General features: G+C 35.3%; 22 protein-coding genes. 2 read left to right on the top strand and 20 right to left on the bottom strand.

Annotated elements, in window-relative coordinates:
• Positions 1-220: 220 nt before the first annotated feature.
• From NSQ92_RS05505 to NSQ92_RS05495, 3 genes are all read right to left on the bottom strand, one after another.
• Positions 221-1,273 (bottom strand): aldose epimerase family protein, encoded by a 1,053-nt coding sequence (locus NSQ92_RS05505; RefSeq protein WP_047941594.1) that lies wholly within the window; start codon positions 1,271-1,273, stop codon positions 221-223.
• A 282-nt stretch (positions 1,274-1,555) separates the two neighbouring features.
• The gene (locus NSQ92_RS05500) at positions 1,556-3,184 is read right to left on the bottom strand and encodes a glycoside hydrolase family 13 protein (protein WP_095257714.1); all 1,629 of its coding nucleotides are present in this window, start codon (positions 3,182-3,184) and stop codon (positions 1,556-1,558) included.
• Between the two features lie 65 nt (positions 3,185-3,249).
• Positions 3,250-4,257, bottom strand: a complete 1,008-nt coding sequence (locus tag NSQ92_RS05495) for a LacI family DNA-binding transcriptional regulator (RefSeq protein WP_095321824.1) — start codon at positions 4,255-4,257, stop codon at positions 3,250-3,252.
• 365 nt (positions 4,258-4,622) lie between these two features.
• Between NSQ92_RS05495 and NSQ92_RS05490 the strand changes: the two genes are divergently transcribed.
• Positions 4,623-5,971, top strand: a protein-coding gene (locus tag NSQ92_RS05490; protein WP_341152345.1) for an IS3 family transposase whose coding sequence is annotated in 2 segments (ribosomal slippage) — positions 4,623-5,079 and positions 5,079-5,971 — 1,350 coding nt in all. Because the reading frame shifts where the segments join, the coding sequence is not laid out codon by codon here.
• 62 nt (positions 5,972-6,033) lie between these two features.
• Here NSQ92_RS05490 and NSQ92_RS05485 read toward each other — a convergent pair.
• From NSQ92_RS05485 to NSQ92_RS05435, 11 genes are all read right to left on the bottom strand, one after another.
• Entirely contained in the window at positions 6,034-6,306 is a 273-nt protein-coding gene (locus NSQ92_RS05485; RefSeq protein ID WP_047941589.1) for a hypothetical protein, read from the bottom strand.
• Between the two features lie 88 nt (positions 6,307-6,394).
• Entirely contained in the window at positions 6,395-7,708 is a 1,314-nt protein-coding gene (locus NSQ92_RS05480; protein WP_047941588.1) for a DUF4179 domain-containing protein, read from the bottom strand.
• Positions 7,701-8,219 carry a sigma-70 family RNA polymerase sigma factor gene (locus NSQ92_RS05475; RefSeq protein WP_047941587.1) on the bottom strand — a complete coding sequence of 173 codons (519 nt, stop codon included), beginning with the start codon at positions 8,217-8,219 and terminating at the stop codon, positions 7,701-7,703. Before NSQ92_RS05475 ends, NSQ92_RS05480 begins: the two co-directional genes overlap by 8 nt.
• A gap of 162 nt (positions 8,220-8,381) precedes the next feature.
• Positions 8,382-9,875, bottom strand: a complete 1,494-nt coding sequence (locus NSQ92_RS05470; protein WP_095257716.1) for an aldehyde dehydrogenase family protein — start codon at positions 9,873-9,875, stop codon at positions 8,382-8,384.
• Positions 9,876-10,192: 317 nt separating this feature from the next.
• The gene (locus tag NSQ92_RS05465; protein WP_176473240.1) at positions 10,193-10,369 is read right to left on the bottom strand and encodes a hypothetical protein; all 177 of its coding nucleotides are present in this window, start codon (positions 10,367-10,369) and stop codon (positions 10,193-10,195) included.
• A 2-nt stretch (positions 10,370-10,371) separates the two neighbouring features.
• The gene (locus NSQ92_RS05460) at positions 10,372-10,575 is read right to left on the bottom strand and encodes a hypothetical protein (protein WP_235850057.1); all 204 of its coding nucleotides are present in this window, start codon (positions 10,573-10,575) and stop codon (positions 10,372-10,374) included.
• Between the two features lie 119 nt (positions 10,576-10,694).
• A complete protein-coding gene (locus NSQ92_RS05455) occupies positions 10,695-13,286 on the bottom strand; it encodes an ABC transporter permease (protein WP_341152459.1) in 2,592 nt (863 codons plus the stop codon).
• On the bottom strand, positions 13,283-13,966 hold the full coding sequence (locus tag NSQ92_RS05450) for an ABC transporter ATP-binding protein (RefSeq protein ID WP_047941584.1): 684 nt from the start codon (positions 13,964-13,966) through the stop codon (positions 13,283-13,285). Before NSQ92_RS05450 ends, NSQ92_RS05455 begins: the two co-directional genes overlap by 4 nt.
• A 355-nt stretch (positions 13,967-14,321) precedes the next feature.
• Positions 14,322-14,480 (bottom strand): hypothetical protein, encoded by a 159-nt coding sequence (locus NSQ92_RS05445; RefSeq protein ID WP_176474005.1) that lies wholly within the window; start codon positions 14,478-14,480, stop codon positions 14,322-14,324.
• A 16-nt stretch (positions 14,481-14,496) separates the two neighbouring features.
• Complete coding sequence (locus NSQ92_RS05440; protein ID WP_095257719.1) at positions 14,497-15,501, bottom strand: sensor histidine kinase; 1,005 nt, start codon at positions 15,499-15,501, stop codon at positions 14,497-14,499.
• A gap of 2 nt (positions 15,502-15,503) precedes the next feature.
• The gene (locus NSQ92_RS05435; RefSeq protein WP_061799584.1) at positions 15,504-16,187 is read right to left on the bottom strand and encodes a response regulator transcription factor; all 684 of its coding nucleotides are present in this window, start codon (positions 16,185-16,187) and stop codon (positions 15,504-15,506) included.
• A gap of 182 nt (positions 16,188-16,369) precedes the next feature.
• Here NSQ92_RS05435 and NSQ92_RS05430 point away from each other — a divergent pair, with 182 nt between their 5' ends.
• Positions 16,370-17,398: a DUF3231 family protein gene (locus NSQ92_RS05430; protein ID WP_061799585.1), complete on the top strand. Its 1,029-nt coding sequence runs from the start codon at positions 16,370-16,372 to the stop codon at positions 17,396-17,398.
• A 69-nt stretch (positions 17,399-17,467) separates the two neighbouring features.
• On the opposite strand, the gene NSQ92_RS05425 is transcribed toward NSQ92_RS05430, so the two are convergent.
• The 6 genes from NSQ92_RS05425 to NSQ92_RS05400 form a co-directional block, all read right to left on the bottom strand.
• Entirely contained in the window at positions 17,468-18,175 is a 708-nt protein-coding gene (locus tag NSQ92_RS05425) for a polysaccharide deacetylase family protein (protein ID WP_047941580.1), read from the bottom strand.
• 139 nt (positions 18,176-18,314) lie between these two features.
• Positions 18,315-18,473: a YozQ family protein gene (locus NSQ92_RS05420; protein WP_095257720.1), complete on the bottom strand. Its 159-nt coding sequence runs from the start codon at positions 18,471-18,473 to the stop codon at positions 18,315-18,317.
• Between the two features lie 85 nt (positions 18,474-18,558).
• The gene (locus NSQ92_RS05415) at positions 18,559-19,341 is read right to left on the bottom strand and encodes an ABC transporter permease (protein WP_047941579.1); all 783 of its coding nucleotides are present in this window, start codon (positions 19,339-19,341) and stop codon (positions 18,559-18,561) included.
• 5 nt (positions 19,342-19,346) lie between these two features.
• Positions 19,347-20,159: an ABC transporter permease gene (locus tag NSQ92_RS05410; protein ID WP_235844513.1), complete on the bottom strand. Its 813-nt coding sequence runs from the start codon at positions 20,157-20,159 to the stop codon at positions 19,347-19,349.
• A complete protein-coding gene (locus NSQ92_RS05405; protein WP_095319866.1) occupies positions 20,156-21,133 on the bottom strand; it encodes an ABC transporter ATP-binding protein in 978 nt (325 codons plus the stop codon). Before NSQ92_RS05405 ends, NSQ92_RS05410 begins: the two co-directional genes overlap by 4 nt.
• Positions 21,134-21,291: 158 nt before the next feature.
• Positions 21,292-22,644, bottom strand: a complete 1,353-nt coding sequence (locus NSQ92_RS05400) for an amino acid permease (protein WP_047941577.1) — start codon at positions 22,642-22,644, stop codon at positions 21,292-21,294.
• Between the last annotated feature and the right edge of the window lie 128 nt (positions 22,645-22,772).

Genomic DNA, 22,772 nt, shown 5'->3' with positions numbered 1-22,772 from the left:
TAGTAAAAATGATAGCACTTACATTAACGTTATTTTGCTCTATACAGAGACAATATTTACTTCTTTCATTTGGTTTGTAACAATGGAGGGTGTTATCATGAGGATGAATGAAGGTATAAAGAAAAGGTTGGTTTGTGACAAATTTATAATGGTCGTCTCCTTTGCAGCAAAAAAAGAGGAAAAACCATTCCAGTTGATTTTTTCCTCTTTTCGTCTTTTTCTACTCCGTTACTCGGAATTTCAGTTTTGTTTCAGCATGATATGTTTCTCCTGGCTTTAAAACAACGGATGGAAATTGAGGATGATTGACTGCATCGGGAAGCCCCTGCGTCTCCAAGCATACCCCTAAATACTTTTTAGCTATTACCCCATTGAAACGATATTGATCCTCTAACATATTCCCTGTATAAAGAACGACTGCAGGCTGATTTGTAATTAACGACATTTCCCGTCCACTTTCTCGATCTCGCAAAATAGCAGAATGAGAGCCGTTTTCTGCAAACACAAGTGGATGATCGTATCCATTTCCTACTATTCTATTTTGTTCAAAATCATTGTCCTTTCCTTCTTTCAATGCCTTGCCTTCTGCAAAATCAAATGGAGTGTTATTTGTTGGAATCATTTTTCCGGTCGGAATAAAATCTTCCCTAAGCTCTAGAAAGCGATCGACATCTGCAATCAGCTCGTGCTCTAAAATATCTCTTTTGTTATTACCGCTTAAATTAAAATAAGAATGATTAGTTACGGTAACAGGTGTTTCTTTATCCGTTTTCCCGCTATAAGATAAGATTATTTCATTATCATTTGTTAATAGATAATCTACAGTTAAGTCAAAATTACCTGGATATCCTTCTTCTCCGTCTGGACTATGATATGTATAACGGATGCCTATTGCATCATCCTTTTCTACTATTGAAGATGCAAAGACTACTTCACTCCATCCTATATTTCCGCCATGCAAATGATTAGGAGGGGTATTGGTATTCAAGCGGTACTCTTTTCCATTAAGTTCAAATTTTCCTTCTTTAATTCTTCCAGCAACTCTTCCTACAATGGCACCTAAATATGGCCCTTTATTTTCTCGATACTCTTCTAATGTTTCAAAACCAAGCACTACATTTTCCTTGTTTCCTTCTTTATCAGGTACGATTATCTTCGTAATAATGCAGCCATAATTCATACTAGAAAAACTCATTCCGTTATTATTTGTAAAAGTAAATTCCGTTACATCTGCTCCATTTACTTCTCCCATTGATCTTTTGCTGTAATTCATATGAACCTCTCCTCTTTAAGTATATTCTCTACATCTTTCCTATTACTCAAATGAATATCTTTACCCTAAAATCTAAGTCTGAAATCGCCTTCATTTCACTTTTCAAAAAAAATTTCATGACATTAGTAGTATCTAATGTAGTTTGTTTAACATATTAACTATTCTATTTATCTATTTTACTTTATTTTATCAAACTTGATAATATCTTTTTTTACTAGGAAGACAGAATTTCACAAAAAAAAGCTGCCAACACCTCTGGTTGTTAACAGCTTTCTACTATTATTAATGGACTCTTACGGCGAATGTTTCATATGGCTTTAACTGTAATTTCGAAAAGTCAGCATGCTGTCGGTGATAGTTGCTAATGATGATATCCTCACTCTCGCCAAACACAGGCATATTTAGACTTCTTTCTTGCGCACTAAAGTTAGCAATTACAATCCATGTCTCTCCTTCAAACTTGCGAGTATAGGCAAAAATTTCTTCTTCTGTATCTTCGATTAATTCGAAATCTCCCCATACAATGATTGGGTTATCCTTTCTTAATTGAATCAAAGATTGATAGCAATAAAAGACAGAATTAGGATCTTCTAAATTATTTTTCACATTTATCTCCGTATAGTTGGGATTTACATGAAGCCAAGGTGTCCCTGTGGTAAAACCGCCATTTTCCGTATCATCCCATTGAAGAGGCGTTCTTGCATTGTCTCTGCCTTTTACATTAATAGAATGAAGAATCTCCTCTTTCGTATATCCTTTTGCTAATCGCTCATGATACATATTAATGCTTTCAATATCATTTACTTGACTAATATCTGTGATCGGGCAATTGGTCATACCGATTTCTTCACCTTGATAGATGTAAGGTGTTCCTTTCATTAAATGCAAGAGAATGGCAAACATTTTTGCACTTTCTACCCGATATTCTTTATCATTCCCCCAACGCGAAACAATCCTTGGTAAATCATGATTATTCCAGAATAAGCTGTTCCAGCCCTCATTTCCAAGCGAAGTCTGCCATTTAGCAAGAATGGTTTTTAATTGATTGATTTCTAATGGCTTGAGATCCCATTTTTGTTTGCCTTCTTGCTTATCTAAACCAATATGCTCAAACTGAAAGACCATCGAAAGCTCTTTTCTAGCTGGATTGGAATATAATTTAGCAATCTCCGGTGTTGCTCCCCATGTTTCTCCTACTGTTAAAACATCATAATTGCCAAACGATTTTTCATTCATTTCTCGGATATAATCATGAAGCTTTGGACCATTTCCAGTAATACCGAGATCAGGTTGTTTTCCTACTAAATCAATCACATCCATTCGGAAGCCGCCGATTCCTTTGTCTAACCAATAGTTCATCATTTTCCAAACTTCTTCTCGGACTTTTTTATTTTCCCAGTTTAAATCTGGTTGTCTTTTACTAAATAAATGTAAGAAATATTGGCCGCTTTCTTCATCATATTCCCAAGCAGAACCACTAAAAGTGGATTTTAAATCATTTGGAGCTTCGCCATTTACTGGGTCACGCCAAATATAATAATCGCGGTATGGATTGTCTTTTCCTTTTTTTGCTTCTATAAACCACTTATGTTCATCGGACGTATGATTGACTACTAAATCCATGACAATTTTAATTCCTTTTTCATTCGCCGCAGCAATTAATTCATCCATGTCTGCCATTGTGCCAAATTCATCCATAATATCTTGATAATCACTAATGTCATAGCCATTATCATCATTTGGTGATTTATATACAGGGCTTAGCCAAATTACATCAATGCCTAGCTTTTGCAAATAATCCAAACGATTAATGATTCCTCTTATATCGCCAATTCCATCCCCATTACTATCTTGAAAGCTTCTTGGATAAATTTGATATACAACCGATGTTTGCCACCATTTCTTTTCCATTTCGTTACCCACTTTCTATTCATTATTCGTCTAAGCGTAAACGTTTACGTTTAACTTAAAAAAATTTAATGCTTCCAATGTTTTACTGATGCTCTTTCTACTATATTAAATGGAAGCATTTCTGTTTTTACTGCTGCCTTTTGCTGAATTGCCTCAATTATTTTGAAACAGCCCTTCTCTCCCATTAATCGGAATGGCTGCTCAATGGCCGTTAAGGGTGGTACAGCCATTTCCGCAACTCTCGTATTATCGTAACCTATGACGGAAAGGTCCTCTGGTATTTTTATCCCTAATTCATAAGCCGCTGCAATGATGCCAAGTGCTACCTCATCACTTACACAAAATACTGCTGTTATTCCATTCTTTTCAGTACGAAAAGCATAAAGGGCTTCTTTTCCTGCCGTAAAACTATAGTCTCCTGCTTTTATGTCGTTAGCAGAAAAGCTTAATCCATGATCTTTTAATGCTTTTTTATATCCTTCGATTCTTGGAGTCCCAGCTACTCGATCGGAGTAATCAACACCTGCCAAGCCGATTTTTCGATGACCATGATTTATTAGATACTTTGTAGCAGCATAAGCAGCTTCATAATCATCTACTTTTATAAATGGTATTTGTTTATTCGGTGTATCTGTTGACAATAACACATATGGAATACTCAATGATTCAATAGCTTGAATTTGGTCTTCCATTAATGGAATGGATACAATAACAAGCCCATCCACTTTTCTTTCTTCCAGCATCTTCAAGCAATGAATTAAACGATTACCTTTAACTCCTGCATGAGATAAAATAACACTAAAACCTTGTTTTTGTGCCACCTTCTCTATTCCATTAACAATATCTGCATAAAAAATGGTTGATACACTCGGCATTATAATACCAATTAAATTACTAGATTTTTTTACTAAGCTTCTCGCCATTTCATTTCTTCGGTAACCTAGTTCTTCTGCGATTTGGAGGATTTTCTTCTTTGTCTCTTCGTTATAACCACCTGCTCCATTTAAAACTCGCGAAACAGTTGCTGTAGACACCTTTGCAGCATTTGCTATATCTTTTATCGTTATCGTCATTTTTTTCATCCTTTACGTAAACGTTTACGTTGCTTCCACTATAACATAAAAATATACTGCTTACAACACCCGAATGATTAAGAAATAGTTAGTTTGATAGCAGGGATTATTCTTTTTCTATTATGTAGTCAGTTAAACAGATCGGTAAATTTATGCAAGACAACGCTATCTATATAAAAACTTGATTAATATTTTATTCTCAGATATATCTTCGTGAAAGAACAGTGAAATACACTGAACGAAACTATATAAAATCAACGACAAAACAATAAGGATACGGAAAAGCACAATAAAAAACCACCTCAAAGGATGAACTGCACCCCAATTGTTAGACACAAACTAACAGTTGGAGGTGCAGTTTTTATATGTCTAAATTTAATATAGAGGAAAAAATAGAAGCAGTTATTCGTTATCTACAGGGAACGGAGGGGGTAAAATTTATTGCGAAATCCATAGGGGTACATCATACAGTCTTATTAAATTGGATAAAACAATATGAATATCATGGTGCCGATGCTTTAATAAAACCCTATACATCTTATACAACACAGTTTAAACTAGACGTACTGAATTATATGAGAGAGACAGGGACGTCTATAAGGGAAACTGCTGCAATATTTAACATTGCAACACATAGTACCATTCTAAAATGGCAAAAAGGTTTTGAATTACATGGAATTGACGCCCTGAAACCAACACAAAAGGGGCGCCCACCAATGAAAAAGGAAACGAATAAACCTCAACCAGTAGAAGGGTCTGAAGAAGCATTACGAGCTGAAAATGAACGTTTACGGATGGAGAATGCTTACTTAAAAAAGTTACATGCCTTAATTCAAGAAAAGGAAAAACTACAGAACAGGACAAAGCGCAAATAATTTATGAATTAAGGCAAGAATTTAAAGTGATTGATCTAGTAAAGGTCGCTGGTATTGCGCGTAGTACGTATTACTATTGGGTAAAACAAATGGATCGCCCAGATAAATATAAGGAAGTTAAAGAGTTAATTCAGGAGATTTTTGATGAACATCAGGGACGATATGGATATCGTCGGATCACATTAGAATTACATAACCGAGGCATCAAAATAAATCATAAAACAGTCCGCCGTCTTATGAATGAGATGGGATTAAAGTGTCTTGTGCGTATGAAAAAATATCGTTCCTACCGTGGGCAAGTAGGGAAAATAGCCCCAAATATTTTGGAACGTGATTTTAAAGCATCGAAACCAAACGAAAAGTGGGTAACGGATGTAACAGAATTCCATCTACACGGGGAGAAGCTATATTTGTCCCCCGTTCTAGATTTATTCAACGGAGAAATCATCGCTTATAACATAGAAAAGCGTCCTGTTTATCTACTTGTTTCGAAAATGCTGGACAAAGCTTTTGAGCATTTGAAAGAGGGTGACACCCCTATCCTCCATTCGGATCAAGGTTGGCAGTATCAAATGAAGAAGTACCAACATGCTTTAAAGAAACATGAGATTACTCAAAGTATGTCACGTAAGGGGAATTGTTTAGATAACGCAGTCATGGAGAATTTCTTTGGCTTATTAAAGTCTGAATTACTCTATTTAAAAGAATTTGAGAGTATGGAGCATTTTAAAGAAGAATTAGAGAATTACATTCACTACTATAACCACAAACGGATTAAGACAAAATTAAAAGGCATGAGTCCGGTGCAATATCGAACTCATGCCCTAGTAGCTGCCTAAATCCCGTGTCTAACTTTTTGGGTTCAGATCAAAAAGGAAAGGTGGTCAATGCACTTAGTCTATTATTTACTGCTATTATTTGTTGGAAAATCGCCTTTCTCCCAATTAGTAGGACCTTCATTGCTTGGGATAAATTTGCTCCAATATTCACCAGTCTTCTTATCGAAAATGATAATATTATTCTCATTTGCAGGAACTAATTCATATCTATAATCCTCATTAACATTTTCTACTTTTATAGACTCTTTACCAAATGCAGACAATATGAACAAACCTAATATGGTGAAACCTATTATTATCACTAACCCAAAAATTATGGATGAACTATTTTTCATTTTTCTACCTCCATGCCTAATTTATGATAAAAATTGGTTTTCATTTTTTTTAAATTCCTTTTTACCTTACTAAATAAAGCCTATCCTTTTATTTTAATTTTACTTTTATATCTCCTTTAATATAGTTTGGATAAGCAGCCAATTTGAGCTTTAAAGGATTTTTATACATTGTGTTATCAAAAGATAAAATCCAACTTATTTCTTTGTGCGAGCTTCTACTTTCTATCTTAGAAATGGATAATTCTTTTCCATCTGCAGCAATTGCAGTACTAAAGAGATCTTTTGGATCTTCCTCACTATTCGAATCCATAGAAAATTCCACTTGTGTTTTAGATGTTTTCCCTAATTTTAGCCTTTCATCTTTCGGATTGTTTATCAATGTATTTGTTTCTGTATTCACGATAACCATCGCTTCTTCTTTATCAATCGCCATTAGTTTATTGATCCGCAAATAAAGGTCCTTTGGTTTTTCAAAATAATTTGATTGGAGATAATACATTTTTTCATACTTACTCAAAGTTGTATTTACAACTCCATTTGCAATAGACGACCACACTTCACCGTTCTCATTTTCTAAGCGCATATCTTCAAATCCCAAAATTTCCTTTGTATTTGCTGGATCGAATGCTACTTTTACACCAATTCTTAAAGGATAGACAATCATTTCTTCAATCGTCATTTTTTGATTCTCTACTTCCACCACTTGGTTTATTGGATAAGTAATCTGCTTCTTTACATTTTCCTTTAGCTCAAAAGGAATCAGAAATTTTATTTCTCTGTTGTCTATTACTGTAATGAATTCAAAGTTAAACTTTAATTCCTTAAAGGAAAAAGGTTTAACAAATTGGTATTCCACCTTATCTTGAAATTCATTTTCGATATCATCAGCAAAAAAGACATTATTGCTTTGTGCATGCTCAGGAAATTCTTCTTTATTAAAAAGATTAACATCCTTTATCTTTCCACCAGTTAGAGACTTAGTAGACTGTAAGGTATAAAAAATATTTATTCCTGATTCATCTATAATCACTCCGTTAATCTTTAACGTTAAATCACCTTTTGTCTCAGAAACATCTACCTTTTGATAATAATCATTTTCGATAATGGCAGAATACCCTTTATCTTGTTCAATATAACCAATCAACCATTCCATTCCAGGGATGGACGATAGAGCATTTGCGAAGGTTGGAGAAATCCGAATAGATGTTACAAAGGAAATGATGATTATTGCAGCAATTGCAAGCCCGATTAATCTTTTTTGTTTTTTCTTCGCCCGATTTTTTTCCTGTTTAGCTTTCAAAATTCCGCTTAATATGGCTTCTTCTGCTTTTTCGAGCGGTAATGCTGCTTTTTCTAAATCAGCCTTTAACCTAGACAATCTTTGTTCCTCTTCTTCATACATGATCACTCGCTCCTTTCTCTTTAAAATATAGCCGAAGCGTTTTCAGTACTTTATGTAATCGAGACTTTACCGTTCCTTCTGGAATATTTTCCATTGCGGCGATTTCTTTGATTTTCGTATTTTGAAAGTATTTTAAATAGATTAATTGCTGGTCTTCACATGATAACATTCCAAGGGCTTCCTTTAATTCGATTAACGATTGGTTTTGGTGGACAGATACATCATATAGTTGTTTATCAGAAATAATCCGATTCTTCCTCTTTACTTGATCTTGACAGTAATTAATCATAATCCTTGTCAGCCATGTTTTTAAATAGGCTGGTTCCTTAATGGTATGTATTTTTTTATATGCCCGATAGGTTACTTCCTGCAAGGCTTCTATTGCCGCGTCTTCGTCTTTGAGAAATGCTAAAGCAGCCCTTAACAGTGATTCTTTATGTAATTGCATGACTTCCAGAAAGGCATCATCATCTCCTTTAATAGCTTTCCTGTTAATCTCTAATTCTTCCAATTAATCACCTCCTCTTTGTTCCTATACATTAGACTTTCTACTTTGGAAAAAGTTCACGAAAGTACTAAATTAAATTTCTTTTTATCTAAGAGCAAATTATACATGAAATTCCAAGCATAGAAAAAAGCCGCTAAGACAATGTCTTAACAGCTTCCTCTTCCTTTAATATAATCCCTCTGTTTCTTCTTTCGTTACAATATATATATTTTTCGTCTGTGTATAGCCTTCTAAGATGCTCTTATATGTTTCCCTGCCGATTCCTGATTTCTTGTAACCGCCAAATGGCGCTCCTGCTGGCAGTTGATTATACGTATTCACCCACATCCGGCCTGTTTCCACACCTCTTGCTACACGCAATGCTGTATTAATATCTCTTGAGAACACCGCTCCTCCAAGGCCAAACTCTGATTGGTTAGCCAGCTCAATAACCTCTTCTTCGGTCTTAAATTTAATGACTGCTGCAACTGGGCCAAAAATCTCTTCTTGGGCAATACGCATATCATTGGTAGCATCAGCTAAAATCGTCGGAGCCATAAATGCCCCATTTTCTAATCCGTTATTTATGAGCCTGCACCCACCTGTTACAACTCTAGCACCCTCATCTTCTCCAATTTTTACATATTCTAAAATTTGCTCTAGTTGGCGTTCATTTATTTGTGAACCCATCACGACATCTTCTTCCCAAGGCAAGCCAACTTTTACATCCTCAAAAGCCAGCTTCATTTTCGCAAGAAACTCCTCATAAATTCCTTCTTGGATAAAAATTCGAGAACCAGCACAGCATACTTGTCCTTGGTTAAAGAGGATGCCTAATTGAACCCCTTCTAAAGCTCGCTCCATTGGCGCATCGTTGAAGATGATATTTGCTGACTTTCCGCCCAGCTCAAGTGTAGAGGGAATAAGCCTTTTTGCTGCAGCCACAGCAACTTCTTGGCCAATTTCTGTAGATCCTGTAAAGGCAATCTTCGCGAAGCCCTCATGCTTTAACATATAGTCCCCGGAATGAGAGCCGCGACCAGTAATTACATTGACTACCCCTTTTGGTAAAACTTGATCTAATATTTTGGCCAGCTCCAGCACACTTAAAGAAGTAGAAGAAGATGGATGAATAACGACCGTATTGCCTGCAGCAATAGCTGGGGCGATTTTCCACGCAGCCATTAAAAGGGGAAAATTCCAAGGGATAATTTGTCCGACAACTCCGATCGGCTCTTTAATCGAAATTGATAGAGTATCTTCATCAAAGGCTTGGGCAGTTCCTTCTTCAGAGCGAATGACCCCTGCAAAATAGCGGAAATGGTCCGAACTTAATGGCACATCTATATTTCTTGTTTCTCTTAACGGTTTTCCATTATCCAATGTTTCTACTAACGCTAATTTTTCCGCATTTTCATCGATTAAATCGGCAATTTTTAATAGTAAGTTACTTCTATTTAATAAACTTACTTTTTTCCAGGATTTTAAAGCTTCTGTTGCTGCATCCACTGCTTGATCAACATCTGTATAGGTTGCATCAACAAAGTCAGCTAGCTTTTCGCCGTTACTTGGATTGAAGCTTGCCATCAGCTTCCCTTCCGAACCCTTTTGCCACTGTCCATTAATATAAAGACCATACTCTGCGTCCAATATAGCTGCTGCATTTAAAGAAATTACCATTTTCAAATCCCCTTTTTCATATATTTAAAAATAAGGTATTGATTACACTGAACATTAAAGGGAAAGTTCCAACCTTATTTTTATCCTGGTTTCAAAACGCCTATAAGAATGCGTTTACAAATGCAATTAATCAAAGATTGCTTCCAATGTGATAACTTTAACAAACTAGCAGATAATTAAATTATAAAATCCAGTATTAGGAATGTCTAATAATAACGTTGTACTTCTTTTTGTTACAATCCCAATTGCCGGAAATAGTTTTTGCTTTCTTTTTTAAAGACTTGAAATACTAAAAAGGACATGCGGCTTCCCACATGTCATGTTCTTCTTGCTTTAATAATCATAGTAGTTGGAAATTTCCTTGCTTTGTATAAGGAATAATAGCGATGAGAGATTTCAGCCTCGACCGTTTCCAAGCTTTTGGAAAACTCGCTTTCTATAACAGATTCAATTGTAAATCCTGCTTTAATCAATTCTTTTATAAAAGTACTCATTCTTACTTTGGGTAAGCCCCTTTGTCCGCCATATAAAGCAAAGAATGTCCGCTGCCACAGCCGATATGTAAGGATTTTTTATTTGTTGCCTTCGTTCTTCTTTTGTTTGCTAAACGTGCCATAACTAGGTAGTGCATAAATCCCGTTAAAATGATGGGCTGCTTGATTCCAGCTTTTTTATTTTGTTGTAAAATATCTCTCTTCATATTCCCCTCCTCTACCATACTTACCGATTCTATATTTTTTTCACTTACCTGCTTGCTTTTTCCTATGAGAAAAACCCGCCAAAACGGACGAGTTTTTTCTCATTCTTATTTTATTTCTATTAAATATTCTCTTGCTTTAAACCATCGATAATATTCTCTTTCTTAATTTTGCTGACTGAATATAGCATAGCAGAAGCGACAATGATAAATATCGCAATAACTACATAGAGAATACTCATCCACGGAAGCGCAAAACCATATTCAAATGTATTGCTTATCGACCAGTATATGATAGCTATTACTCCAATACTAATTGGAAGACCATACATCAATGCTTTTATTCCATAAAAAATGCTCTCAAAATAGATCATTTTATTAAAGCCAGTTGGGGTCATTCCAACCGAACGCAGCATGGCAAATTCCCTTTTTCGCAAAGAAATGCTTGTAGAAATGGTATTAAAGATATTGGCAATACTAATTAATGAGATGAGCGTAATAAACCCATACATAAAGACAGACATCATCATAATCATCTGCTCTGATTGCTTACGATCTTTTTCGACATTGTAGATATAGACCGAGCTTGTTTTTAGATCTTCTAATTCCTCTTGGGTTTTCTCTGGATTATCGCTGTTTAAATAGAGCGTGTAATTCATATCCATATTTTCATTTTTAAATAATTCCTTTGCTACCTCGTCGGATATAATCATGGTAATTGTTCCATGACTATTAGCATCAATCCCCATTATCGTTTCATTGGTAAAAGTACCAATTTGAATCTTATTAAACTTTTCATCCTTTTCCTTGTCAAAATTGTAGCGATAGAGATCCATATAATCACCAGGTTTTGCATTTATCACTTTTTCTTCCACAAATTTCTTTTCATATGGATCAAAATAAGAAACGTTCTCTATTACAATACCTTTTGGAACATTAGGATTCGTATATTCTTGGGAATTAAAGCCTGCAGTTTTAGCATATTTCTGCAAAGCTGTATCAGATAGCACAAAGAAATTCACATTAAATGATAGTTTACCATTCTCAAGAATAGTTTTATCTTTCTTCACTTTTTCCTTATTATTTTTACTTAATACATCTTCAGCAAGATAAGTGTTCACATAGGTGCTTTTAATTACATTACTTTTTGTAACACTAGGTGCATTGGCTAAAATCTGCATCTCTTCCTCTGTAGTATTAGAATCAGCAGACACTGCAATATCATAATCAATATTTTTCTGTGATAGCCCAACTGATTTTTTCATATTATCTGTGAAATATGCTACAGTTAAGAAAAGCAAAATACTTATAACCAACGAAAAAACAGTTGTTTGATATCTTCGTTTATTACGTTTTAAATTTTTCAAGCCAATTTCCGCTTCTAAACCAAATACCTTGCGCACAAGTTTAGAAGTTTTTACTTTTTTTCCAGTTAATTTAATATCTTGTGTTTGTCTTATTGCATCTATTGCTGAAATCTTTGATGCCTTTCTTGCTGGCAGATAGGTAGAAATAAAAATTGTTACAATGGAAATCAGAATGGAAAATAAGATGGAATAAGGCGTTACTACTACATTCAGGCCTTCTGTAGTGTTTAAAGCTACTTTAAAATATTTATTTATAAAATAGAATGTCGCACCAATTCCTGCTAGTCCCGCAAGGATTCCTATCGGGATGCTGATGCCTCCTATAACTGTGCCTTCAAAAAACACTGAATTTCTTTTTTGTTTCTTAGTTGCGCCGACACTAGAAAGCATGCCTAAATGTCTTGCCCGTTCTGACACACTGATGGCAAAAGCATTATAAATCAATGCCACAGAACCAATTACAATTACAAGTATGATAATTCCTAATAGAGAATACATCGTAACAAGCACATTATCATGTGAAGATACTCCCTCATAACGCAGGAGCTCATCATTAAAATTTACTTTGGCAATAGATAATTTCTTTGCTAAGGATTCCAAGTCCTCATATAAAGATTGCTTTACCTTTTTCATGACTACACTTGCATTGACGCTGCTGTTAGTCGTTAACTCCTTTTGGTCCAAATAGCTAATTACTGTATAGCCTGGTGCCCATGAAGATTCCCATGATGGGGTTTCCATAATCCCCACAATTTTAAATGTAGCTGCTTTTGCTTGCTGGATTTCCTCCGTTTTTTCTCCTTCTTCATTCCTTTGCAAAGGATCTGTTTGTGTTAATATCGTATCTTCTCCATCTGATTTTAAATGTCTTTCCCCAATACTAACTTTTATTTCCTCACCGATGGCATAAGAACTATTCCCTTTCTTCCTCATTTCATCAGATATGATAATTTCATCCGCGGATTTTGGATACGTTCCTTCTTTTAAACGAATTGGAAATTGCTCAAATCCTTGCTCATCATATTGTTTAAAAAATAAGTACGGTTTATTTTCGTTTTTCGAATCCTTCCATTCCGCATAACCCAAATCACTTGATAAGATAACTTTTTCAATTTTGCTATCTTTTTTTATCTCTTTAGCTTGCTCGCTATTCACACCTATAAACTGCGCATGCCATTCTCCGCCCCTTGCTATCGTATCTCTTTTTAATAGATCAATAAAAGAAACACCAAGAGTGGCAACAGCTGTCAACATACTGACAGAAATAATAACGCCAATAATCGTCACTAGCGTTCTTCGCTTATTCTCCTTTAAATTTCTCAAAGTAAGTTTATTCATTATATTCATGGACGAATCACCTCATTTTTGGCGATTTTTCCATCCTCAACAGAAATGACACGATCCGCTTGTAATGCAATCCGTTCATCATGGGTAATAACAATAAGTGTTTGATTATAGGTTTTATTAAACATTTTTAATAGTTCCATAATCTCTTCACTATTTTTACTGTCTAAATTCCCTGTAGGCTCATCTGCCAGCATAATTGCGGGATTACTGATAAGTGCTCGTCCAATGGATACGCGCTGCTGCTGTCCCCCTGATAATTGATTAGGCAGGTGATCTAATCTTTGCTGCAGACCTAATATCGAAACAATGCGATTAAATTGTTCTTTATCTACCTTGTGATTATCTAATAGAAGAGGCAGCGTAATATTTTCTTCTACCGACAAAATGGGGATTAAGTTATAAAATTGATAGATAAGACCAATTTGTCTTCTCCTAAAAATAGCTAATTGTGTTTCATTTAATTGATATATATCTGTATTATCTACAAAAACTTTTCCACTTGTTGGTCTATCTACTCCACCTAGCATATGAAGCAAAGTCGATTTCCCTGACCCAGATGGTCCAATTATTGCTACAAACTCCCCCTTATTAACAGAAAAGGATACGTTATCCAATGCTTTAACAGCTGTTTCCCCTTTTCCATATACTTTAGACAGATTTTCTATTTTTAAAATTTCCATTTATTCGCCCTCCAATTACTTGATGCTCTTAGTCTAACTGTCTAAAGTGACTATTGAGTGACTTTAAAGTGACAATTTAGTCACTTTAAATGGTTATAGCTTTTTTGTGTTTATTTATGATGGTATTGGGGGCTCCTTTGGATGAACACTACTTTTTCTTGCTGCCGAACAGATATGGATTTCATCCTCTATATGAACACCATTTTTCCTTCCGGTCGAACCAATTTTGGCTTTCATTCCCTCTATGAACACCACTTTTCCTTGCTGTCGAACCAATTTTGGCTTTCATCCTCTTTATGAACACCACTTTTCCTTCCGGTCGAACCAATTTTGGCTTTCATTCCCTCTATGAACACTACTTTTCCTTCATGCCGAACCAATTTTGGTTTTCATCCTCTTTATGAACGCCGCTTTCCCTTCCTGCCGAACAAATTATGGCGTTCATTCCTTCAATGAACGCCTCCCCACAGTAAAACGAATTCTCTTTTTCATCTATTCTAATTTCCGCTATCATTCATAACTCAATTACACTAAATCACTTGTTTATAGAATTTAATATGAAAAGTAGTTCCTTCTCCTATCTTACTTCTTACTTCAATATCCCCATGCTGGCTTTTTATAATACTATAGGCCATTGCTAAGCCGATGCCGATGCTGTCTTCACTAGCATTTTCCCCTTTATAAAATCGTTTGAAAATGTAAGGTAAATCTTTTTTAGCGATGCCCTTGCCGTTATCTTGAATAACCATTTCTGTAAACAAGACATTTTCCGCGAAGTTAATGTGTATTTGTCCACCTTCTCCGGTATGCTCTACACAATTTTTTAAGATATTTATTATTGCTTCTACTGTCCAGTTAAAATCACCTATGTATGTAACACTATCATCTCCAGTAATCTGCAAAGTCTGTTCTTTTATATCCATCGGAATTAATACTGGTTCAACCGCCTTATGAATTAGTGCTTTCACAACTACTTTTTCCTTTTTAAAAGGAATCGTCCCAGCATCCATTTTCGATAATTTCAGTAAAGAAGAAACTAACCACTCCATTCTTTCCAGCTGTATCGAGATATTATTCGTAAACTCACGCCTTCTTGATTCTTCCAGATGGGGATTGCTTAACAAATCAGTCATTACCACCATGGAAGTCAGCGGTGTTTTCAATTGATGAGAGATATCAGAAATTGCATCTGTCAGTTTCAATTTTTCCTGACGAAGAAGTGTGCTATGTTCTGAAAGCATTAAGGTAACTTTATAGATATTATTTTTTAAGATACTTAATTCGCCTTCAACATTATCGCGGATGTCCAGACTTTCATCTCCATTACTTATTCGCTGTAAGTAGCTCGAAAGCTGTTTTATTTCCTTATAACGGAATCTTGTAAATAAAAAAAAGATAATAAAAATAATGCTGATAACGATAAACAAATAAACGGCTGCAGCGAAAGAAAAGGAGATCAGTGCATATATAATCGCTAAGATACTTATGCATACTAAAACGATCATCATTACTTTCACTTCACGATTACGAAGCATTACTAGTCACCTACCTTATAGCCAAGACCACGGACAGTTTTTATAATGGTTGGCTTTTGGGGATTATCTTCTAATTTCTCGCGGAGCCTTTTAATGTAAACTGTTAAGGTATTGTCATTAACAAAATCCCCTGCAACATCCCAGATTCGCTCCAATAGCTGTGTCCTTGTTAAAACTTGGCCTAAATTATTGGCGAATATCAGAAATAACCGGTATTCCAGGGCCGTGACTACCACTTCTTCAGCCTTTTTATAGATCTTTCCTTCCAATGTATTAATACGAATATCGTCTATTTCGATGAAAGGAGTATTTTGTTGCTGTACATTGTAGCGGCGCAATACGGATTTTATTCTTGAAAGAAGCTCTCTCAGGCGAAACGGTTTAGTAATATAGTCATCTGCCCCCATATCAAGGCCCATTACTACATTAACTTCATCATCTAATGCCGTTAAAAAGATAACGGGCTTATCTGATTTACTTTTCACAAGCTCACATAATTCATAACCAGAACCATCTGGCAGAGACAAGTCAAATAAACATAGATCAATATGGTTAAGCTCTGCCGCTATCGTTTTTCTCGCGCCTTTGGCATCATGACAAATAATTGTGTCATAATTTTCACTTTGTAAACTGTAATCTAAACCAGAAGCAATTGTTTTATCATCTTCAACTATTAGTATTTTCATTTTCTACTCCCATAATTTTTCTTTTCTGTAATTATTCTAAACGATTGGTACATAGAGTGAAAGGTCTTCCCTTATAAAAAGGAAAAAGCTAAAAATTGATTCAATATTAATAGGTAAATTTAGCATACGATTAAATATGTCTGTGAATACTAAAACAAAACCAACTAAAGGAGTTTTTTGAGATGGACGCGAAACCAAAACCATTGAATATAGATTTAAAACAAACTGACCTAAGTGAAAAGCTAACATCAGCAGAATTAGGTAAACTTTGGGCAACGTATATGGGCAACAGCATGTCAAAATGTTTTCTCCATTATTTCCTTCAGCATGTCGAGGATTCTGATATTAAAAAGCTATTGAAAAATGCCTTAAAGTTGAGCACAGAATTTTTATCTATATCAGCAGAAATACTTTCAAAGGAGAATTTTCCATTGCCAAAAGGTTTTTCCCTAGAAGAAGATGTAAACCTTCATGCACCTCGTTTGTTTGAAGATGAATACTATGTTCATTATCTTAAGTATGCCGCTAAGGCTGGAATAAGCATTTATAACGTAGCTATTCCCCTTGTTTTTCGAAAGGATGTAAAAGAATTTTTCCAATATTGTATGAGTTCTACCGTACGTTTAATAGAGCAAATTAAGGAAATATTAATGAAAAAGGGCTTTACCCGTAAACCGCCTATTATTCCCATTCCTGAAAGTCAAATGTTTGTTCAAAAGGATTTTTTAAATGGTTATTTTGGACATGTAAGATCATTACATGCATTAGAAATAGCACATCTTTACGATAATATCGAGAACAATGTAGCGAGTAAAGCATTGATTATGGCATTTAGTCAAGTTGTCCAACAAGAAGAGATTCGGGAACTCTTTATTAGAGGAAAGAACTTTACCGATAAGCATGTTGAACAGTATATGGAAAAACTACATAATGATCATTTACCAACACCATCGTTTCTTGATCACTTAATTACAACATCAACTGTTTCTCCTTTTTCGGATAAAATAATGTTATTTCATAAAATGGATATGTTTTCGATGAAAATTAGATCCTTTGGTAACTCAATAGCTGTAAATGGTCGGCATGATATTGCCTTTATGTATACAAGAGCATTAACACAGATAGGTTTATTTACAGAAGATGCTGCTAAAATTATGATTAAAAATGGCTGGATGGAGCAACCACCTTTTGCAGTGAAACGTGAAAGCTAAGGTATTTCATTCATAAAAAAAGGTATCTGGCTAAAATCCACATACCTTTTTCTATTTGCTATTTAACAATTAATTGCTATCTGCCATCTCTTGAAGCTCATTAACCGTAACAAATGTATACCCAGCTTCTGTTAGTGTACTTAAAATTCCTTTTAACGCTTTTTGTTCTTGCCCTGTCTTATCATACATTGGGTGCATCAAAATAATGGAACCTGGCTTTACTGACTCTTTCACATAGTTTATCTTGTCTTCTGCCGTCTGATAATACGTATCAGGCTCCATGTTCCATAGAATCGTATCTATTTCTGCTTGTTTCAAGAAATAAGGAAGCCCAACTAGCTTCTTTCCATTTGGCGGTCTGAAATCTATTTCACCTGTATAACCAGCTTTTTCAATTAATTGATTTGTTTTTTCTACTTCATTCCTTATAAAAGCTTGCGACTTAAATATCATACGCTCATGAGAGTATGTATGATTTCCAAGTTGATGTCCTTTTTCCGCAATTTTCTCTGCCAAAAGAGGATTTTTTTCTATTTCATTTCCAATTAGAAAAAAAGTTGCTTTTGCATCGTAAGCATCTAGTAAGGACAGAATATCATCTACATTTTTGGTAGGTCCATCATCGAATGTTAAGGCAACTACTTTTTTCTTTGTCTTCACATGATCTGTTAATCCACCGAATAATTGAAAAGATCGAGCGTTCATTAATTGATAGGCACCAAATAGGATAAACAATAAAACCAAAAAGCCAATTAATATCCTCCATCTTTTTTTCATTCCATCAGCCTTTCTTTCCTTTACTTTTGCGGATATAATTATATCCTCTTTTTGCTCCCTTATCTATTATTTAGTGACATGAAAAAAGATGGAGAAAACGATTCCTCGTTTTCTCCATCTTCTTGACGCTTAAAAATGGTTATTCTTTGTCTTTTTTCTTATCAATGGTTCCCTCTGTTAAACTATCATTTGCTTGATCATGCGTTTCTTTCAATCCTTTTGAAGCTTCATCCTTTTGTTTCTTCTCGTCAGGCTGATGAGTTTTGCCTGCAAGGTTTGTGTTTGAATCTTTATTCATTGTAAAACGCCTCCCAATATTTCATGATGCATATATTTATCTACTAGATTTATACCACCATTACGAGTTTAAGAAACATCCCATTTTAAGAACCAGTTGACCGATAGTGACGCACACCAACTATCCACACAAGAATACAAGGAAGGATAAATAAAATCCCTGCAAGCGGGGTTAGCATATATAACCATTCCGCTTCGCCCCCCTTACCAAGAAGGTAAAGCAAAGGCAAATAATTGACAGTACCAAAAGGAATAACAAAAGTAAAAAAACGCGTCACCCATTTTTGATAAATATTTAATGGATATTGAGCCATTTCTCTGCCGCCGTCGGTAAAAATATTAGCAATCTCTAATCCTTGAATGGTCCAAAAGCTAAGAGTCGCTGCCAAAATAAAAATTCCTGTAAAAATAAAAACACCGCTTAAAATCATTAACAACAGCGTGATGCACTTCATTATGTTCCAATCAATTGCTAGATTAAATAATGCCCACCCTAGAACCATAACACTCTGTAATAACCTTCCCACTCTTGTAAATTCAAATTTCGAACCTAACACTTGAATAAAAGTCGTCCTTGGTCGAACAAGCAATCTATCAAAATCACCGCTGGCAACAAGGCTGGAGAAATTATCAAATCCTCTTGCGAAGCATTCACTTAATGCAAAAGCCATATGAATGACAGCAAAACAAAGACCCACCTCATAAAAATCCCAGCCTTTAATTTGACCAAACCTTTCAAATAAAAAATATAATCCAGCAAAGGCAGAAAAGGGCACAAGAAACTGCCCTAATGACAATAGCCAGAAAGACGTTCGATACTGCATTTGTGATTTAAATAAGAGCAGAAGGTATTGAAAATAAAGGCGCATACTATTTACCCTCCTTGTACAATGACTTTTTTCATCGCTTTATGTAATGCCATTTTCCCAAGAAACACAAGTGCTGCCAGCCATATTAATTGAATTATGATTCCTTCAACTGCTTCAGTATTCGGAATGTTGCCAGAATAGACTCGAAACGGAAAATCTGCCGTTAATCGGAATGGTAGAAGGTAAACAATTTGCTGAAGCCACTCTGGCATAAGCGGAATAGGTATTACCATCCCAGCAAAGAACTCCCCTACTACACCAAATACTAACAGAGATCCCATTGGCGAAAGCGTTATAAAAACGGAAATATAAATAAACATAGAAATAGACACTAATACGAACAATCCTAATAAGAGGGAAATACAAAATAATAAAAATGTTTTTAGATCTGGCGGCAGCATTAGCCGATAAGCTGGCGGAAGGAGAAATGCCAGTAATAGTATTGGAAAACACCTTAGCAGCGCACTTGCTAACCGCTGCGCTAATAACTTACTAAACCAATATTCATAAATTCCGATTGGTCTGCATAACTCATAAGCAATATTTCCTGTCGTTATTAAATCAAATAATTCATTATCACGAAACCATAGCATAATAAACGCTAAAAAAGACTGCTGTAACCATAAATAAGTAACTAATTCTTCCAAAGAAATAGGCTGTTCACCCATCGTTTGCATATAAAAAGCTTGAAAAATCATAATATAAATAAATCCCCAGAAAAACTGTGTAGCCACACCCGCTAAAGCCGCTGCCCGGTATTGCATCCCATTTAATAATCGCAATCTTAACACAGCCACATATGGTTTAATTGTCCTCATATTTCGTACTCCTTATAAAGCTGTACAATAATATCTTCAATCGGCTGTGATGTTACAGAAACGTCAACAAGATCCAGGGAATGAGACAATTTCATAATAACTTCCGAGACAGAAATTTCTGAGGTATCTACACTTAATATAGCTCTTTCCTCCGTCCAAGAAAGAATATCGGCCCCAGGAATTTCGACTGGTGCATTGCTAGATTTATAGTCTGCAGTAATGGTACGATGGGAGCCAAAACGGCTTCTTAATTCCTGCAAATTCCCATCATATAATAGGCTCCCTTTTCCTATTAGAAGAACACGGTCACATAGGGCTTCGATATCAAACATATCATGTGTTGTCAGAATAACTGTTACGTTCTTTTGCTTATTGATTTTTTTTATAAAATTTCTAACTGCTATCTTGCTTACGGCATCAAGACCAATGGTAGGTTCATCTAAGAAGAGAATTTGTGGATTATGGATAAGAGAAGCAGCAATTTCACAACGCATACGCTGTCCTAAGCTGAGCTGTCTTACTGGTGAATGCAGGATATCTTTTAACTCGAGTGTGTCCATTAATAACGACAGTGTGTCCTTATAGTCCTTGTCTGGTACATGATATATATCTTTTAAAAGGGCAAATGAATCGATTACTGGAACGTCCCACCATAGCTGGGATCGCTGCCCAAAAACAACGCCAATATTTTTCACATATTCTACACGATCCTGCCAAGGGGTATAACCCATAATTTCACAAACGCCGCTGTCTGGTACCAGAATACCACTCATTACTTTGATCGTCGTTGATTTCCCTGCTCCATTTGGACCGATATATCCCACCATTTCTCCAGGATTTATCGTAAAACTTATATCCTTTAATGCATGGACAATTGTATGCTCCCTTGAAACAAGAGCTTTCAGTCCTTCTCGTAGACCTGCTGCCCTCTTTGCCACCTTAAAGGACTTATTAATTCCTTGAACTTTAATCATTGCGTTCTCCCTCCTTTTCAAAAGAAGAATATAATAGCATTTTATTGAAGATTTTGTCAATATATTTTTTGATTTTTTCAAATCTTCCGCTACTAATAAAACAAAGCCTGAAATCGATATTCAAATCAATTTCAGGCTCCATTTATAAAAGAAATCTATCAACTTGCAGATTGTTTCCACTTAATTTGATAAATCACCAATAATAAGATAAACCAGACTGGTGTAACAAATAATGCAACTCTTGTATCTTCAGCAAGCGCTAATACAACAAGGACGAACGCTAGAAAAAGAAGAATAAGATAATTTGCAAATGGAAAAAGTGGCATTTTAAATTTATTTTTTGCCGCTAGTGCTGGGCGTGATTTACGATACTTTAAATGACAAAGAACAGTAATTGCCCAAATAAAGATAAAGCAAACGGTCGATATGCTTGTGATTAACGTAAATACGCCTTCTGGCATGATGTAATTTAAAATAACCGCAATTAACACAACAATCACAGAAAAGAATAGTGCATTTGATGGCACTTGATTTTTTGTTAATTTAGCAAGGGATTCTGGTGCATTCTTTTCCTTTGCCAACGCAAACATCATTCTGCTTGTGCTAAAGATCGCACTGTTACAGGCTGATGCTGCGGAAGTTAATACAACAAAGTTCACAATCCCTGCCGCTGCTGTAATCCCAACGGCCAAAAATACTTGAACAAAAGGACTTTCAGCAGGATTAATGGCATTCCAAGGGTAAATACTCATAATAATAAGCAATGCCCCCACATAAAAAATTAAAATTCTTATCGGTATATTATTAATTGCCTTTGGAAGAACCTTTTCAGGATTCTCTGTTTCCCCAGCTGTAAGCCCTACTAATTCAATTCCTACAAACGCAAAAACAACCATTTGAAATGAAAGAATAAACCCGTTCATTCCATTAGGAAACATGCCGCCATGATTCCACAGATTGGTAAAGCTTGAAGGACCAGCATCTGTTGAAAAGCCTTTTACTATCATAATAAAGCCAATAATGATTAATGCAATAATGGCAATAACTTTAACTAAAGCAAACCAAAATTCCATCTCTCCAAAAAGCTTTACAGTAGCTAAGTTCATAATAAGTAAGACAATTAAAGCGATAAACCCTGGTAACCATTGAGGTACATGTGGAAACCATAGCTTTGTATACATGCCGATAGCAGTTAAATCTGCCATTGCAATCGAAATCCAACAGAACCAGTACGTCCAGCCTGTTACGAAGGCAGCTTTATTGCCAAAATAATCATTTACAAAATCAACGAAGGAATGATATTCCAGATTAGAAAGAAGCAACTCTCCTAGTGCTCGCATAATCAAAAAACAAATGATACCAGTTATGATGTAGGCAAATAAAATAGACGGACCTGCTAAGTGGATGGATTTACCAGCCCCTAGAAAAAGCCCTGTTCCTATTGCTCCTCCAATTGCAATTAATTGAACATGTCTGTTTTTCAACCCTCTAGACAATGTTTCTTGCTGCATGTTTTATCACTCTCTTTTCAGTTCTACTATTTAAATTTTTTTATGTAATAAGAATTAACGAATTATAGTTTAGCACATTCTAAGACAAGATACACGAATCTCTGCATGATCAAATAGCAAAAGTTTCT

This window comes from Niallia sp. FSL M8-0099, from assembly GCF_038006945.1.
Classification (GTDB): Bacteria; Bacillota; Bacilli; order Bacillales; family Cytobacillaceae; genus Niallia; species Niallia circulans.
This window is presented reverse-complemented; position numbering and strand designations above follow the sequence as displayed.

Bases quoted from the DNA above. Each gene is read 5' to 3' on its own strand.
- NSQ92_RS05405 (WP_095319866.1), bottom strand. From the start codon at position 21,133: ATGATTAAAGTTCAAGGAATTAATAAGTCCTTTAAGGTGGCAAAGAGG.
- NSQ92_RS05455 (WP_341152459.1), bottom strand. From the start codon at position 13,286: ATGAATATAATGAATAAACTTACTTTGAGAAATTTAAAGGAGAATAAG.
- NSQ92_RS05435 (WP_061799584.1), bottom strand. From the start codon at position 16,187: ATGAAAATACTAATAGTTGAAGATGATAAAACAATTGCTTCTGGTTTA.
- NSQ92_RS05505 (WP_047941594.1), bottom strand. From the start codon at position 1,273: ATGAATTACAGCAAAAGATCAATGGGAGAAGTAAATGGAGCAGATGTA.
- NSQ92_RS05430 (WP_061799585.1), top strand. From the start codon at position 16,370: ATGGACGCGAAACCAAAACCATTGAATATAGATTTAAAACAAACTGAC.
- NSQ92_RS05465 (WP_176473240.1), bottom strand. From the start codon at position 10,369: ATGAGTACTTTTATAAAAGAATTGATTAAAGCAGGATTTACAATTGAA.
- NSQ92_RS05420 (WP_095257720.1), bottom strand. From the start codon at position 18,473: ATGAATAAAGATTCAAACACAAACCTTGCAGGCAAAACTCATCAGCCT.
- NSQ92_RS05480 (WP_047941588.1), bottom strand. From the start codon at position 7,708: ATGTATGAAGAAGAGGAACAAAGATTGTCTAGGTTAAAGGCTGATTTA.
- NSQ92_RS05485 (WP_047941589.1), bottom strand. From the start codon at position 6,306: ATGAAAAATAGTTCATCCATAATTTTTGGGTTAGTGATAATAATAGGT.
- NSQ92_RS05425 (WP_047941580.1), bottom strand. From the start codon at position 18,175: ATGAAAAAAAGATGGAGGATATTAATTGGCTTTTTGGTTTTATTGTTT.
- NSQ92_RS05440 (WP_095257719.1), bottom strand. From the start codon at position 15,501: ATGCTTCGTAATCGTGAAGTGAAAGTAATGATGATCGTTTTAGTATGC.
- NSQ92_RS05495 (WP_095321824.1), bottom strand. From the start codon at position 4,257: ATGACGATAACGATAAAAGATATAGCAAATGCTGCAAAGGTGTCTACA.
- NSQ92_RS05400 (WP_047941577.1), bottom strand. From the start codon at position 22,644: ATGCAGCAAGAAACATTGTCTAGAGGGTTGAAAAACAGACATGTTCAA.
- NSQ92_RS05410 (WP_235844513.1), bottom strand. From the start codon at position 20,159: ATGAGGACAATTAAACCATATGTGGCTGTGTTAAGATTGCGATTATTA.
- NSQ92_RS05445 (WP_176474005.1), bottom strand. From the start codon at position 14,480: ATGATAGCGGAAATTAGAATAGATGAAAAAGAGAATTCGTTTTACTGT.
- NSQ92_RS05470 (WP_095257716.1), bottom strand. From the start codon at position 9,875: ATGGTAATTTCTTTAAATGCAGCAGCTATATTGGACGCAGAGTATGGT.
- NSQ92_RS05415 (WP_047941579.1), bottom strand. From the start codon at position 19,341: ATGCGCCTTTATTTTCAATACCTTCTGCTCTTATTTAAATCACAAATG.
- NSQ92_RS05450 (WP_047941584.1), bottom strand. From the start codon at position 13,966: ATGGAAATTTTAAAAATAGAAAATCTGTCTAAAGTATATGGAAAAGGG.
- NSQ92_RS05460 (WP_235850057.1), bottom strand. From the start codon at position 10,575: ATGAAGAGAGATATTTTACAACAAAATAAAAAAGCTGGAATCAAGCAG.
- NSQ92_RS05500 (WP_095257714.1), bottom strand. From the start codon at position 3,184: ATGGAAAAGAAATGGTGGCAAACATCGGTTGTATATCAAATTTATCCA.